Origin of the sequence: Microbacterium sp. 5K110 (assembly GCF_005774735.1) — a bacterium.
In the GTDB taxonomy this organism is placed as follows: Bacteria; Actinomycetota; Actinomycetes; order Actinomycetales; family Microbacteriaceae; genus Microbacterium.
In genome coordinates, this window is the sequence record NZ_VBUM01000088.1 from 1 (window position 1) to 14,485 (window position 14,485).

General features: G+C 69.4%; 12 protein-coding genes. 2 read left to right on the forward strand and 10 right to left on the reverse strand.

Translation table 11 applies throughout. The annotated features are described in order from the left end of the window. Both FE256_RS15125 and FE256_RS15130 read left to right on the forward strand, forming a co-directional pair. On the forward strand, positions 1-902 hold a 902-nt coding region (locus FE256_RS15125), incomplete at its 5' end, for a dihydrodipicolinate synthase family protein (RefSeq protein WP_138177309.1). A gap of 73 nt (positions 903-975) precedes the next feature. Continuing rightward, entirely contained in the window at positions 976-2,292 is a 1,317-nt protein-coding gene (locus tag FE256_RS15130) for an Nramp family divalent metal transporter (RefSeq protein WP_138177311.1), read from the forward strand. Positions 2,293-2,352: 60 nt separating this feature from the next. Here the strand turns inward: FE256_RS15130 and FE256_RS15135 are convergent, their stop codons facing one another. The 10 genes from FE256_RS15135 to FE256_RS15180 form a co-directional block, all read right to left on the reverse strand. Further along, positions 2,353-4,044: an AMP-binding protein gene (locus FE256_RS15135; protein ID WP_138177313.1), complete on the reverse strand. Its 1,692-nt coding sequence runs from the start codon at positions 4,042-4,044 to the stop codon at positions 2,353-2,355. A gap of 20 nt (positions 4,045-4,064) precedes the next feature. Beyond that, the gene (locus FE256_RS15140) at positions 4,065-5,027 is read right to left on the reverse strand and encodes an alpha/beta hydrolase (RefSeq protein ID WP_138177315.1); all 963 of its coding nucleotides are present in this window, start codon (positions 5,025-5,027) and stop codon (positions 4,065-4,067) included. Between the two features lie 26 nt (positions 5,028-5,053). Beyond that, the gene (locus FE256_RS15145) at positions 5,054-6,316 is read right to left on the reverse strand and encodes an ABC transporter ATP-binding protein (RefSeq protein ID WP_138177317.1); all 1,263 of its coding nucleotides are present in this window, start codon (positions 6,314-6,316) and stop codon (positions 5,054-5,056) included. Between the two features lie 29 nt (positions 6,317-6,345). Continuing rightward, positions 6,346-7,194, reverse strand: coding sequence for a carbohydrate ABC transporter permease (locus FE256_RS15150; RefSeq protein WP_138177319.1), 849 nt, complete (start codon positions 7,192-7,194; stop codon positions 6,346-6,348). Then, positions 7,194-8,165: a carbohydrate ABC transporter permease gene (locus tag FE256_RS15155; protein ID WP_138177321.1), complete on the reverse strand. Its 972-nt coding sequence runs from the start codon at positions 8,163-8,165 to the stop codon at positions 7,194-7,196. The genes FE256_RS15150 and FE256_RS15155 overlap by 1 nt, the downstream gene beginning before the upstream one ends. Further along, the gene (locus FE256_RS15160) at positions 8,162-9,427 is read right to left on the reverse strand and encodes an extracellular solute-binding protein (protein WP_138177323.1); all 1,266 of its coding nucleotides are present in this window, start codon (positions 9,425-9,427) and stop codon (positions 8,162-8,164) included. The genes FE256_RS15155 and FE256_RS15160 overlap by 4 nt, the downstream gene beginning before the upstream one ends. Positions 9,428-10,200: 773 nt before the next feature. Then, the gene (locus FE256_RS15165; RefSeq protein ID WP_138177325.1) at positions 10,201-11,574 is read right to left on the reverse strand and encodes an FAD-dependent oxidoreductase; all 1,374 of its coding nucleotides are present in this window, start codon (positions 11,572-11,574) and stop codon (positions 10,201-10,203) included. Between the two features lie 40 nt (positions 11,575-11,614). Next, a complete protein-coding gene (locus FE256_RS15170; RefSeq protein WP_138177327.1) occupies positions 11,615-12,676 on the reverse strand; it encodes a polyprenyl synthetase family protein in 1,062 nt (353 codons plus the stop codon). 76 nt (positions 12,677-12,752) lie between these two features. After that, positions 12,753-13,472: a demethylmenaquinone methyltransferase gene (locus tag FE256_RS15175; RefSeq protein ID WP_138177329.1), complete on the reverse strand. Its 720-nt coding sequence runs from the start codon at positions 13,470-13,472 to the stop codon at positions 12,753-12,755. 9 nt (positions 13,473-13,481) lie between these two features. Next, entirely contained in the window at positions 13,482-14,045 is a 564-nt protein-coding gene (locus tag FE256_RS15180) for a DUF402 domain-containing protein (RefSeq protein ID WP_138177331.1), read from the reverse strand. Between the last annotated feature and the right edge of the window lie 440 nt (positions 14,046-14,485).

The following is a 14,485-nucleotide window of genomic DNA, read 5'->3' on the forward strand; positions in this document are numbered from 1 at the left end:
CCGTTACCCCGTTCACCCCCGATGGCGACGTCGACTACGCCGCCATCCAGCGCCTGGGCTCGTGGCTCGGATCCATCGAGGGCGTCAAGAGCCTCGTGGTCCTCGGTCACGCGGGCGAAGGGACGTTCCTTACCGAGACGGAGCAGCTCGACGTCATCCGGGCCTTCCGCGACTCGGTCGAGGACCGCCTGCCGATCATCGCGGGCATCACCAAGGAGGGAAACCGCACGGCCGCCCTCGAGGCGAAGGATGCCGCGGACGCCGGCGCGAAGGGGGCCCTGGTCTACCCGTCGCACGGCTGGCTGCGCTTCGGCTTCCAGCCGGGCGCCCCGCAGACCCGGTACCGCGCCATCTGGGAGGAGTCGGGTCTGGAGGAGATCCTCTTCCAGTACCCCGACAACACCAAGGCCTCGTACGACCTCGACACCCAGCTCGAGATCGCCGGCCAGGAGGGTGTCAACCACACCAAGAACGGCGTGCGGAACATGCGCCGCTGGTACACCGAGATCCCCGCCCTACGCGCCGCCTATCCGGAGCTGCAGGTGCTGTCCTGCCACGACGAGTACCTGCTCCCGACGATGTTCGACGTTGACGGCCTTCTTGTCGGGTACGGGAACATCGCCCCCGAACTTCTCGTGGACCTCATCGAAGCGGGCAAGGCACGTGACTACCCCGCCGCGCACGCCATCCACGAGCGCCTGCTACCGGTCACGAAGGCCGTGTACCACCGTGGTTCGCACATGGAGGGCACCGTCGCTCTCAAGTGGGGCCTGGTGAACCGTGGCATCCTGGACCACGCCACCGTGCGCGAGCCCCTGCTGCCCCTTCCGGCGGGAGCCGACGCCGAGATCGCCGCCGCGTTCTCGTCCGCCGACCTGGGCAGCGTGGTCGTCCCGGCCTGACGCCCTCGGGGGCGGCCTCGGGACGGTCGCCCCCTCATGCCCCATCTCGTCAACGAAGACGGAAGGATCACTCATGAGCGACCGCACCACCTCCCGACCGCCCGCGACTCCGGGCACGGGCCACGGGCGCATCTCGACCGAGACGGTACGCAGCATCGTCGACACCCACCGGACGCGGCGGACCTTCTGGCGCCGCCTCGCCCTCATCGGCCCCGCGTTCGTCGCGGGGGCCTGGCAGTTCGGACCCGGGAACCTCACCACCGCGATGAACGCGGGGGCTCTCTACGGCTACACCCTCATCTGGGTCATCATCGTCTCGACCATCCTGATGATCTTCCTCACCGACATGAGCGTGCGACTGGGGATTCGCACCCCGGTGTCCCTGATCTCGTCGATCAAGGACACCTTCGGCGCCTGGGCCGGCGTCGTCGCCGGTGTCGGCGTCTTCCTCATCACCCTCTGCTTCTCGGTGGGCAACGCCGTCGGATCCGGCGTGGGTCTCGCGATGCTCCTCCCCGGCACGTCACCGGTGATGTGGACCGTGATCTGCACGGTGCTGGTCGGCACGATCCTGCTGCTGAAGAAGATCTACGGCGTCGTCGAGAAGATCCTCATCGCGATCGTGGCGCTCATGGCGTTCTGCTTCATCGCGTCGGCGTTCGCGTCCCACCCTGATTGGGCCGCGGCCGGCGCCGGGCTCATCCCGATCGTCCCGGGCGGCGCATGGCTGCTGATCATCGGACTCGTCGGCACGAACTTCTCGATCAACGCGGCCTTCTTCGCCTCGTACGGCACGAAGGCCCGCGAGCGCAAGGCGAGCGAATACCGCGACATCACGATCGTGGACACGATCCCCGGCATCGTCGCACCGGGCATCATGACCGCCCTCGTGATCGTCGTCGCCGCATCGGTACTAGGGCAGACCGGCGCCGACACCCCCGCGGCCTTCGGAGGCCTGGCGCGCATCTTCGAGCCGGTCGCCGGCCCCGTGGGCGCGTGGATCTTCGCCCTCGGGTTCTTCGGCTCCGCCTTCTCCTCGATGATCCCGAACTGCATCGCGGGCGGGACCATGCTCTCGGATGCCATCGGACGCGGCGCCTCCGCCGAAACGCTGGCCGCTCGCCTCGGCAGCGCGTTCATCCTCGCGTTCGGTCTCGGCGTGACGATCGCCTTCGCGGGGACGTCGCCGGTACAGCTCATCGTGATCGCCCAGGCGCTGACGGTGCTGTTCGCCCCGATCCTCGCCGCGCTCATCATCCTCATGGCCAACAACAAGACGCTCATGGGCCCGTTGCGCAACCGGTGGTGGCAGAACCTCTTCGGCGTCATCGGCTTGGTGGCCGTCGTCGCCCTGTCGATCCGGCTGATGGTGAGCCTGATCGCGGGGTGAACGCCGTGGACGATGGCCTCGGATCTCACGGATCCGGGGCCGTCGTCATTCAGGGCGACCTCAGCCGCGCAGGCTGTCGTCGCGCCACTCCACGACGACGACCTCCCCGCGCGCAGCGCGCTCCTCGCGATCGCGCAGTTCGACCCGGCGGATCTTGCCCGAGATCGTCTTGGGGAGCTCGGCAAACTCGATGCGCCGCAACCGCTGGAAGGGTGCCAGGCTCGCCCGCGCGAAGCGCAGGATGTCGAGAGCGACCTCCTCGCCCGGTTCGTGGCCGGTGGCCAGCACGACATAGGCCTTCGGCACCGACAGACGCAGGTCGTCGGGCGCCGGGACGACGGCCGCCTCCACCACCGCTGGGTGCTCGATGAGCACGCTCTCCAGCTCGAACGGGCTGATCTTGTAGTCCGACGACTTGAAGACGTCGTCCGTGCGGCCGATGTAGGTGATGCTCCCGGTCTCGTCGCGACGGGCGACGTCGCCGGTGTGGAACAGCCCGCCGTCGAACGCCTCCGCGTTGCGCGCCGGGTCGCCGACGTACCCCGTCATGAGGTTCAGCGGTCGCTCGGAGAGATCGAGGCAGATCTCGCCCTCGTCGGTATGCGCACCGGTGAGCGGGTCGACGATCACCACCGGGCAGCCCGGCAGTGGGCGCCCCATCGATCCGGGCACCAGGGCCGCTCCCGGCGTGTTCGCCACGATCGCCGTCATCTCGGTCTGGCCGTACCCGTCGCGGATGTCGAGCCCCCACGCGCGCTGCACGTGAGCGATGACCTCGGGGTTGAGGGGCTCCCCCGCCGAGACGACCTCGCGCAACGCGCCGCGACGGCCCGCCAGGTCGGCCTGGATCAGCATCCGCCACACGGTCGGCGGAGCGCAGAACGTCGTGACCCGATCCCTCTCGAGCTCGTTCAGCAGGCGCTCGGCCGAGAACCGCGCGTAGTTGAGGGCGAGCACGGTCGCTCCGGCGATCCACGGGGCGAAGAAGCAGCTCCACGCGTGCTTCGCCCACCCCGGCGAGCTGATCGCGAGGTGCACGTCGCCCGGCTCGAGGCCCAGCCAGTACATCGTGCTGAGGTGCCCGACCGGGTACGAGACCTGCGTGTGCTCGACGAGTTTCGGCTTCGACGTCGTGCCCGAGGTGAAGTACAACAGGAGCCGGTCGTCGGCGAGTGTCCCCGGATGCCGAGCCGGCGGCGCCTCCAAGAGGAACGCATCGTCGTACCGGGCCCAACCCGGCAGCTCCTCGCCCACCACAATGCGGCCGAGACTCTCGGGCAGGTCGTCGAACTTGTCGGCATCCGCGGTGCCGACGATGACGTGGCGGATCTCGGCGCGCTCGACGCGGTCGGCGAGGTCGCCGGGACCGAGGGCGGTCGTGGTCGGCGCGATGACCCCGCCGAGCTTCATGATCGCGAGCATCGCCTCCCATAGCTCGACCTGGTTGCCGAGCATCAGGAGCACGGCGTCCCCCTTGCGCACCCCGCGGGATGCCAGCCACGCGGCGAGCTGATCGGAACGCCGGGACAGCTCGTCGAAGGTGCGTTCGTGGTGCGTCTCGTCGTCGTCGACCACGATCAGGGCGGGCGCATCGTTGCCGCGCGCCATCGGGTCGAACCAGTCGACCGCCCAGTTGAACGGACCGTCGATGCGCGGCCACGCGAACGACGCCGCTCGGGCGGGATCGGTGCGCGCCGCGAGCAGTTCGTCGCGCGCGGCGCGGTAGTGCTCCGTGGGGGTGGTCGAGGTCATGGTGCTCCTTCGCTCGCGCTCTACGCTAGCCACCGCATCCACTGGTCGAGTCCGGCGTAGGCGGCATCCCGAGCCTCGGGCGCGGACAGGAAGACGTCGTGAAGGGCGCCGTCGATGCGCTCGATCGTGACCGTCCGGGCGATGCGGGTGGCCGCGCGCGCGATGTCGTCGACCACGAGCACCGAGTCGGTGTTCCGCATCGCGTCGCTCCACGACAGCGCCGAGGTCGACCGCGCCGACAGCAGCACGAGAGCCGGGCACCCCGCGTCGATCCCGGATGCCACCCGCGCGTGGCCCGCGACGACGGCGGCGAGCCAGCCCGGGTGGGTGGGGAAACCACGCTCCGGGCGCCACCCGTCGGGGCTGTCCGGCAGGGTGCCGACCTCGCGCTGCGCGCGCGTGTAGAACCCGAGATCGACCGCCGGGTGTGTGCCGAGCGGATCGATACGCGCACGGGCGTTGAGGATCGGGGCGAGAGCCTGACGCCCGAGCGGCCCCAGTTGCAACTCCAACCACGGACTGTTGAGGACGAGGGCATGCGCACGTCCCGGATGCCGCGCGGCCCACAGCGTCAGCGTGAGACCGCCCGTGCTATGCCCGAGCAGAACGAGACGCCGGCCGTGGGCTTCGGTGCCCATGGCCTCCAGCGCCGCCTCGATGTCGGCGTCGTACACGTCGAGCGCGGCGACGTACCCGCGCGTCTGGCCGGGCCGGATGCTGCGGCCGTACTTGCGCAGATCGAGCGCGTGAAACCGTGCGCCACGATCGGTGAAGAATCGCGCCAGGCCGGTCTGGAAGAAGTAGTCGGACCAGCCGTGAACGTAGAGCACGTCGAGATCGCGCCATGCCCCGAAGAGCCGTTCCCCCGGGTTCGGCATCGCCCGCACGAGGGTCGCGACCACCTCGCCCTCGTCGTCCGCGCCGAGCGGCAACGTCCGCTGCGCGAACCCCGGGCCGAGGATGTCCGGATGCCAGTCCCCCATGGCCTCAGCCTAGAGCGGAGACGCGCTCATGCCCGCTGCTGCTCCCGCTCCTGACGTTCCTTCGCCCGCTCCAGCGCCCGCGTCCGCGCGGCGCGGGCGTCTTCCTCGAGCTTCTCGGCCTTGGCTTCGTCACGCGTGAGGTTCACGCCCGTCTCGGGGTCGAACAGGTGCAGCGAGTCCGGGGAGAACCACAGCCGCGCGGCATCCCCCGCCCGGACCGAGCTCATGGCATCCAGCGCCACGACGAGTTCGGTGCGCAGGCTCTCGCCGTCGAGGTCGCGATCGAGCTCGGACAGCTTGTCCTTGACGGTGGCGTCGGTCTCGTACGGCACGTAGGCGTAGAGCACTTCGCCGAGCCATTCCGTCATCTCGATGTCGAGCTCCGCCGTGACACCACCGTCGAGATCGCGCTCGGTGGCGTCGGCGTCCTCGAACGCATCGGGTCGCACGCCGACGATGACGAGGTCGCGGCCCTCGACCGCGGCGCGCAAGCGGTCGTCCAGCGGCACGTCGGCGATCGGCAGCCGCAGCATGTCGCCGTCGACGGTCCCGCTGAGGAAGTTCATCGGCGGGGAGCCGATGAACCCGGCGACGAAGAGATTGACCGGCTGGTCGTACAGCCCCCGCGGGCTCGCGACCTGCTGCAGCTCGCCGCGGCGGAGCACCGCCACGCGGTCGCCGAGGGTCATCGCCTCGGTCTGGTCGTGCGTGACGTACACGGTCGTGATCCCGAGCGAACGCTGCAGGCGTGCGATCTCGGTACGCATCTGACCGCGCAGCTTCGCGTCGAGGTTCGACAGCGGCTCGTCGAAAAGGAACGCGCTGGCGTTGCGCACGATCGCGCGTCCCATCGCGACACGCTGGCGCTGCCCGCCCGAGAGGTTCGCGGGCTTGCGCTCGAGGTGCTCGTCGAGTTCCAGCAGCTTCGACGCCTTACGGACGCGCTCGTCGATCTCGGTATCGCTCAGGTCGCTCGACTTCAGTCGCATCGGGAACGCGATGTTCTCGTAGACGGTCAGGTGCGGGTAGAGCGCGTAGTTCTGGAAGACCATCGCGAGGTTGCGGTCCTTCGGCGCCTTGTCGTTGACGACTTCGTCGTCGATTCGCAGCTCGCCGTCCGAGATGTCCTCGAGCCCCACGATCATGCGCAGCAGCGTGGACTTCCCGCACCCGGAGGGCCCGACGAGGATCACGAACTCGCCGTCGGCGATGTCGAGATCGACGCCTTTGACCGCGGTGAAGCCGTCGTCGTAGGTCTTGACGATCCGGTTGAGGGTGATGGATGCCATGGAGTCTCTCCTTTAGCCCTTGACGGGTTTCAGCCCTTGACGGCGCCCTGCGTGAGACCGGACACGATCCGGCGCTGGAAGATCACGACGACGATGACGATGGGGATGGTGACCACGATCGCGGCTGCGGAGATCGCGCCCGTGGGCTCTTCGAACTGCGACGCCCCGGTGAAGAACGAGAGGGCCGCGGGCACCGGGCGGGCGGCATCCGTCGAGGTCAATGAGATGCCGTAGACGAAGTCGTTCCAGGCGATGAAGAACGCGATGATCGCGGTGGTGAACACGCCGGGGGCGGCGAGCGGCACCACGGTCTTGCGGAAAGCCTCGAACGGCGTCGCCCCGTCGACCTGCGCCGCCTGCTCCAGCTCCCAGGGGATCTGGCGGAAGAACGCCGCCAGGGTCCAGATCGAGATCGGCAGCGTCAGCGACAGGTACGGGATGATGAGCCCGAGCCACGTGTCGTACAGACCGATCACGCGCCACAGGTTGAACAGTGGGGTCACGATCGAGACGATCGGGAACACCGACACCGCGAGCGCCGTCGTGAGGATCACGCGCTTGCCCGGGAAGTCCAGGCGTGCGATCGCGTAGGCGCACAGCGTCGCCAGCACGACGGCGATGAACGTCGCGATGAGCGAGATGCCGATCGAGTTGCGCAGCGCCGGCAGGAACAGGTCCTGCGCACTGCCGCCCGGCGCGAGGATCGCGGCGTAGTTGTCGAGCGTCCACTCCTCGGGGACGAGCGTGCCCGAGAACAGTCCCGCCGGCGTCTTGAAGGACGTCATCGCGATCGAGAAGACCGGGAACAGCGACCACACCAGCACGGCGGCGATGATCACGATCCACGTGATCCGCTGGGGCCAGGTCATCGCGCGCATCAGCTGTTCCTCCCCGCGGACAGATCCACTTTGAAGCCCTTGATGAAGATGCCGGCGATGATCAGGACGCTGAGGAAGAGCAGCACCGAGATCGCGGATCCGAGACCGATCTCGAGCCGACCGATCGAGGTGTTGTACGCCAAGAGCGACAGCGCCTCGGTGTCGTTGGCACCGGCGGTCATGATGAAGATGTTGTCGAAGATGCGGAACGCCTCAAGGGTGCGGAACAGCACCGCGACCATGATCGCGGCCTTCATGTTCGGCAGGATCACGCGGCGCAGCACCTCCCACGCGGTCGCTCCGTCGACCTTCGCGGCCTCCTCCAGATCGCCCGGCACCTGGGCGAGGCCGGAGAGCAGGAGCAGCGAGATGAACGGCGTGGTCTTCCACACCTCGGACAAGATGATCACCGTGAGCGAGGTGCCCTGGTACGCGAACCAGTTGAGGTTCTCGTCGAACCCGGGGATCCACGCGAGCCAGTTGTTGACGTACCCGCCGGAGTTGATGTCGAACGCGTAGAAGAACGCGAACGCCGAGACCACCGTGATGATGCCGTACGGCACGAGGATCGCGGTGCGGGCGAAGCCCCGGAGCTTCTTGATGGCCCGGTGCATCACGAGGGCGAACCCGAAACCGATGACCAGCTCCAGCGCCACCGTGACGACCGTGATGAAGAGAGTGACCCCCATCGACTGCCAGAACGCCGGGTCGCCGAGGATCACCTGGTAGTTGCGGAACCAGATGAACTCGCGATCCCCGGGGGCGGTCAAGCGCAGGCTGAACAACGAATCCCACAGCGCCTGCACGATCGGGTACAGCGTGACCAGCAGCATGATCCCGAACGCGGGACCCGCGAGCATCCACCCGAGGCGGACCTCGGCGCGGGCGCGGTCGGATCGCCGCTTCTTGTGCGGCTTCTCCGGTTCGGATGCCGCGTCGCGCCGTTCGGCACGGGCGAGAGTCTGGCTCACAGCAGTCGCTCCCCTCTCAGCACCGCGAGGATGAAGTCGGTCGAGGTCTGCGGCGTCGTGTCCGGGTTCACCGCGGTCGGCGGATGCCACGTGCGCTGCAGCCCGATCGAGATCTCGTTGTAGTACGGCGTCTGGGGCCGCGGCGCGCCGAGGTCGAGCGACTCGCGGATCGTGTCGGCCATCGGGAACTTCTCCTGCACCTCGGGGGCGTCGTACGCCGCGGCACTCGAGGGCGGGTTGCCGTTGGTGACGAAGTACTGGGCCTGGTTCTCGGGGCTGACGATGCACGCCACCGCCTGCCAGGCCAGGTCGGTGTGCGCGCTGTACGCGCCGACACCGAGGTTGATGCCGCCCACCGGCGGGGCCGCCGGGGTCCCGGCATCCACTCGGGGGTAGACGGCCCAGCCGAGGTCGTCGACGACCTCGGGAGCCGCGCCTTGCATCGCGGGGTAGACGAAGGGCCAGTTGACCATGAACGAGCCGTCGTCCCCCTGGAAGAGGTTCATGCTCGCGTTCTCGTCGGCGGTGGGAAGCCCCGACCCGGCGAGCCCGGACGAGCCGATCCGGGCGATGATGTCGGCCGCTTTCCTGCCGGCGTCCGTGTCGAGGCCGAGCTGCATCTCGTCGGGCTTCGCGTCCGGATCTTCGAGGATCTTCCCGCCGGACGAGGCGACCAGCGCGTTGATCCACACCGTCAGGGATTCGGCGAGCGCGCCCTGGACGCCCAGCTGCTTGTTCTCGTCCTCGGCGACCTGGATGATCTGTTCCCACGTGACCGGTTGGGTCATGTCCAGGCCCGCCGCCTCGGCCACCGACTTCCGATACCAGAGCAGTTGCGTGTTCGCCCAGAAGGGCACCGTCACCAGTTCGTCGTTCCAACTCGCCGACTGCACCGCGCCCTGCACGACGCCGTCGGTGTTCTGCAGCTCTTCGGGGACCGGGGCGAGGAACCCGGGTTCGGCGAGCTCGGGGATGAACGGCGGGTCCAAGCTCATGATGTCCAGCGAGCGGTCGCTCGCGGCGAGGCGTCGGGCGAGCTGCTCGCGCTGCGACGCCGCGTCGCGCGGCAGGAGGGACGTCTCGATGCGGTACGCCCCGTTCGCCGCCTCGGTGCAGGATGCCGCGATCTCGGCTTGACCGCCGTCGTCGGGGTTGATGTACCACGTGAGCGTGGGCACCCCGTCGCCGGCCGAGCACGCTCCCAGCGTGCCCGCCAGGGCGAGGACGGACGCCCCGGCCACGATCCGTCTCACCGTTCGCATCCGGCCCCCTCGCCTCGGTGCGCGGGCCGTACTGCCCGGCGTCGTGGGGTCCATCCTGCCGACGGGGGTCGATTCCGGTCGCGAGGGTTGCCCCGGCCGCGGGTCGGGTGTTACTCGCGCGCGGGGCGCCGGGCGCGGGGGCGGAGCGCGCGGCGGCGTCAGGCAGACAGCAGCGCGTCGACAACGACGGCGTGCACGGCATCGAACACGGATGCCGCGGGCATGGGGACCAGGTGTTCGCCACCGTCGACCGATCGACGCCGCCACCAGCGCCCGTCGTCGAGAGCGACCAGCGGCAGCAGACCCTGACGGGTGCGGATGTCGTACGCGGTCCACGGCCGCGTCCAGGCCTCGAGGAGGTGCGGACCGGCGCCCGGCGGGCAGGGGCGAGGGCGCCTCGGGGTCGACCGGCGACGCGAGCTGAGCGGCGATGTCCTCCACGAGCGCTGCGCGCCGCGTCGCGAGGACCGCGACGACTCCCGCGTAATCCTCCAGCGCGCGGCCGGCGTCCCCGGCCAGCGTCACGAGATCGTCCCGCATCGCGCCGAGCCGGCTGAACGCCGCCAAGACCACCTCGTCCTCGGGGGCGGAGTACGACCCGGCCAACCCCGACCATCCCCGGGTCAGCTCCGTGATCGCCGCATCGAATTGCGCGAGCGACGACGAGATCCCGGTCGCCGCGGACGAAAGAGCTGCCGCATCGGGGAGCTGCGCGGGCTGCATCACGAGCCGCGCTCCTTCCGGGGGGGGTGGAAAGCGTCGCCCAGCCTAACTCACTCGCCGCGCGAGACCCGGATCATCTCGTCGCGCGGGACGACCTTGATACGGGCGCGCTCGTGCGGGGCGCCGAGGGCCATCTCGTGCTCGTCGAGGCGGTGCCAGCCGTCGAGGTCGGTCCAGAGGACCCCGCGCTCGGCCAGGAGCGCCGGGATGGCCTCCTCCTCGGGGTGCGCCGGGCGCCACCACTCGGCCTGATCGTTGATGACGTGGCGCACCGTCTCCATGGCGTCCGACTTCGTGTGCCCGATGAGGCCGACGGGTCCGCGCTTGATCCAGCCGGTGGCATACACGCCCGGCATCCGCTCGTTCGAATCGGATGCCAGCACCTGACCCTCGTGGTTCGGGATCACGCCGTGACGCTCATCGAACGGCACGTCCGTCAGCGGCGAACCGAAATACCCGACGGCGCGGTAGATCGCCTGGATCGGCACCTCGCGGATCTCGCCGGTGCCCGAGACGCCGCCCTCGGCGTCGGGCCTCGTGCGCTCGTACTTCAGCGCGGCGACGCGGCCCTCGGCATCCGTGACGACTTCGAGCGGCTTCGCCCAGAAGTGCAGGTGCAGGCGGCGCGAAGCCTCACCCCCGGCGTTGTTGACGCCCGGGCGGGTGCGCCATTCCTGCAGGACGCGGTCGATGACCTTGACCTGCTTGTTCGTCTGGATGGCGGTGAGCGACGCCTCGTCGTAGTCGAAGTCCTCGTCGTACACGACCATGTCGACGTCGCGCAGCTCGCCGAGTTCGCGCAGCTCGAGCGGCGTGAACTTCACGTGCGCGGGTCCGCGGCGGCCGAACACGTGGACGTCGGTCACCGGGGAGGCCTTGAGTCCCTGGTAGACGTTGTCGGGCACCTCGGTGGGGAGCAGGTCGTCGGCGTGCTTGGCGAGCATGCGGGTGATGTCGAGCGCGACGTTGCCGTTGCCGATGACGGCGACGGACTCGGCCTCGAGCGGCCACTCGCGCGGCACATCGGGGTGTCCGTCGAACCAGCTGACGAAGTCGGCGGCACCGTAGGACCCCGTCGCGTCGATCCCGGGGATGTCGAGGTCGGCGTCGCGGATCGCGCCGGTGGCGAAGATGACGGCGTTGTAGTGCTGCTTGAGGTCGTCGAGCGTGATGTCGGTACCGAAGTTCACGTTGCCGAAGATGCGGATGTCGCCGCGGTCGAGCACCTCGCGGAGCGCCGTGATGACACCCTTGATGCGCGGGTGGTCGGGGGCCACGCCGTACCGGACGAGACCGTAGGGAGCGGGGAGCTGCTCGAACAGGTCGATCGACACGTCGAACTGGCGCTCGGCCTTCAGCAGGATGTCGGCGGCGTAGATGCCGGCGGGGCCGGCGCCGACGATGGCAAGGCGCAACTTCGTCATGGAGGTCCTCTCGATCGTGATCGGGGGGGGTGGAGATGGGTCAGGCGGAACGGTCGGCCACCGCGCGGGCGAACCGCGTCAGGGCCTCGCGGACGGCGCCGTCCGGCAGCGGAGCGAGCGCGTCGATCGCGTCCTGCGACCACCGGTGGGCCAGGTCGAGCGTCTCGCGCGTGGTCTCGTGCTCGCGCAGCTCGGTGAGCGGGTCGTCGAGGATCGCGGGGTCGGCGCCCGCGGCGATGCGGTCCTGACCCTCGTCGATGCGCGCGCGCAGGTCGGCGGAGGCCTGATCGGTGCGGTGGCCGAGCAGCAGATACGGCATGGTCGGCACACCGGCGCGCAGGTCGGTGCCCGGCACCTTGCCGGTCTCGGACGGATCCGGCGAGAGGTCGATGACGTCGTCGAGCAGCTGAAAGGCGACGCCTGCCTTCTCGCCGAAGACGACCATCGGGGCCTCGAACTCCTCGGGAGCGCCCGAGTAGATCACGCCCGCCTGAGCGGCCGCGGCGATGAGGGAGCCGGTCTTGTCGGCGAGCACCCGGAGGTAGAACTCCACCGGCTCGTCGCCCTCTTGCGGGCCGACCGTCTCGTGCATCTGCCCCAGCACGAGCCGCTCGAACGTGTCGGCCTGCAGCTGGATGGCCCGTTCGCCGCGCCGCGCCATGAGCTGGCTCGCGCGAGAGAAGAGCAGGTCGCCGGTGAGGATGGCGATGTTGTTGCCCCACACCGTCTGTGCGCTGGGGACGCCCCGACGCTTGTCGGCGCCGTCCATGACGTCGTCGTGATACAGCGAGCCGAGGTGCGTCAACTCGAGGGCCGTGGCCACCTCGACGACCTCGGGAGTGGTGCCCGCACCCAGCTGCGCCGTGAGGATCGCGAGCATCGGGCGCACGCGCTTGCCGCCGGCCTCGTACAGGTAGCGGGCGGTGACGTCCGCGAGCTTGTCGGCGCTGCGCACCTCGCGCTCGAGGGTGCTCTCGACCAGGTCGAGACCGGCCTCGACGGTGGACAGCAGGGTGCGCGCGCGCAGCCCGCCGAAGATGCGGTCACTCAGGCCCAGCTTGCCCGACAGGCGGGTGCCGGCCGCGGGCGGTCTCGGGGTCACGGTTTCAGCCTATCCTGGCGCGGTCAGGGGTCGCCGCCGGTATCTCGACGATTGACAGGACGCTCATCGGTCGCCGTCAGGCGCCCGGGTTGATCCCGCGGTGGAGGGCCACGATGCCGAAAGTGAGATTGCGGTAGGCGACGTCGGCCCACCCGGCGTCGCGCATCCACGCCGCCAGCGTCGGCTGGTTCGGCCAATCGCGGATGGACTCGTTGAGGTAGTCGTACGCCTCGGCGTTCGAGCTCACGACCTTCGCGACCGTCGGCAGCACCCGGCCGTTGTAGAAGCGGTAGAGGCTGTTGAAAGCGCGGGACGGCGGATGCGAGAACTCGCACACCACGATCCGCCCTCCGGGCCGCGTCACCCGACGCAGCTCCCGCAGCGCGCGACGCGGGTCGTTGACGTTGCGCAGCCCGAACGACATCGTCACCGCGTCGAACTCGCCGTCCGCGAACGGCAGGTCGGTGGCATCCGCCTGGACGAACTCGAGGTTCGGGACGTCGCCGTGGCGGCGCTGACCTTCGGCGATCATGCCGCGCGAGAAGTCTGCGGCCACGACGTGCGCGCCACTGGGGACGAACGCCATCGACGACGTCCCTGTCCCGGCGGCGAGGTCGAGGATCCGCTCGCCCCGCTGCGGAGCGACGGCCTTGAGGGTCGCGACGCGCCAGAAACGATCGTTGCCCAGGCTCAGCACCGAGTTGGTGCGGTCGTAGGCCGCGGCGACCTGGTCGAACATGCCGCTGACACGCTGCGGATCTTTGCCGAGATCGGCGCGGTTGGGGTCGCTGCTCACCCGTCGATTCTAGGCGCGGTCCGGCTCGACGTCCCCGGTGAGCGCGAGGTCCGCGAGACGCTGCAGCCACGGCCCGGTCACGGCATCCGAGAAGGGAGCGTCGCCCGCGCGCACTCGACGCTCGAGGTCGACGGCCACGGACTCCAGGTGCGCGACGATGTCGGCGGGATAGCCGTACCGCACGCGGTGGTCGTCCCACTCGTCGCGGTCGTCGATCCAGGTGCCGCGCTCATCCGTGCGGCGGACGACGTCGAGATCCATGTCGACGCCGGTGGGCGTGCCGTCCTCGTCGAAGCCGGCGTCCCACGCCAGGTCGATGTACACCGCGACCGGGTGGGGCGCGGCGTTGTGCGTGAAGGCCCAGTCGCCGCTCGCGGGGACGAGGGTGACGTTCGGTTCGCGGCACACGAACTCCCGGCCCGGGCGGACGCTGCGCCACCCCACCTGCTGGCCGAACCAGTCGCCCCACACGTCGGAGCCGAGGTAGACGGAGTCCTGCTCCCAGTGCGGCGAGCCGTCCCATTTCCGCCAGCGGAACACGAGCCGGGTACCGGGTGCGGGGCGGGAGGTCATGCCGCGAGTCTAAGTCGCGGTCGCGCGAGGGGCGCTTAGCCCCTAGGCCACTGGGCAAGGGCAAGCTTCGAAGTCCGAGGCCTAACCTGACGAACGAGCGCTCGCCCGGAGGCAGCTCTAGCCATTCGTTGTGGCTCTGCAGGAGGTCGCCGCCGCACGAGCTCGCGGCACCGTTCGAGATGGGGACGTCGCAGGGTGACACATCACTCGTTCGAGGTGACCGCCAAGTCCACACCCGACAAGGGGACCAGACGTCATATCGGTCGCTTGCCGCACGAATCCGGACGCGATAAGCCTTCACCCGCACTTACTCAACTGCCCTCGACACCGCGCCGCGTCGCAGCACCGGACATGATGTGCATCCCACCTGGTCGTATCCAGCAACGACCTCCCGAAAGGTACAACCATGCCCGAGAACACAGAAACGTCAGCAATTACCC

What these genes read in the sequence shown, in the direction of transcription:
- FE256_RS15180 (WP_138177331.1), bottom strand. Translation starts at nt 14,045, where the DNA reads ATGACCTCCCGCCCCGCACCCGGTACCCGGCTCGTGTTCCGCTGGCGG.
- FE256_RS15145 (WP_138177317.1), bottom strand. Translation starts at nt 6,316, where the DNA reads ATGGCATCCATCACCCTCAACCGGATCGTCAAGACCTACGACGACGGC.
- FE256_RS15135 (WP_138177313.1), bottom strand. Translation starts at nt 4,044, where the DNA reads ATGACCTCGACCACCCCCACGGAGCACTACCGCGCCGCGCGCGACGAA.
- FE256_RS15150 (WP_138177319.1), bottom strand. Translation starts at nt 7,194, where the DNA reads ATGCGCGCGATGACCTGGCCCCAGCGGATCACGTGGATCGTGATCATC.
- FE256_RS15165 (WP_138177325.1), bottom strand. Translation starts at nt 11,574, where the DNA reads ATGACGAAGTTGCGCCTTGCCATCGTCGGCGCCGGCCCCGCCGGCATC.
- FE256_RS15160 (WP_138177323.1), bottom strand. Translation starts at nt 9,427, where the DNA reads ATGCGAACGGTGAGACGGATCGTGGCCGGGGCGTCCGTCCTCGCCCTG.
- FE256_RS15130 (WP_138177311.1), top strand. Translation starts at nt 976, where the DNA reads ATGAGCGACCGCACCACCTCCCGACCGCCCGCGACTCCGGGCACGGGC.
- FE256_RS15140 (WP_138177315.1), bottom strand. Translation starts at nt 5,027, where the DNA reads ATGGGGGACTGGCATCCGGACATCCTCGGCCCGGGGTTCGCGCAGCGG.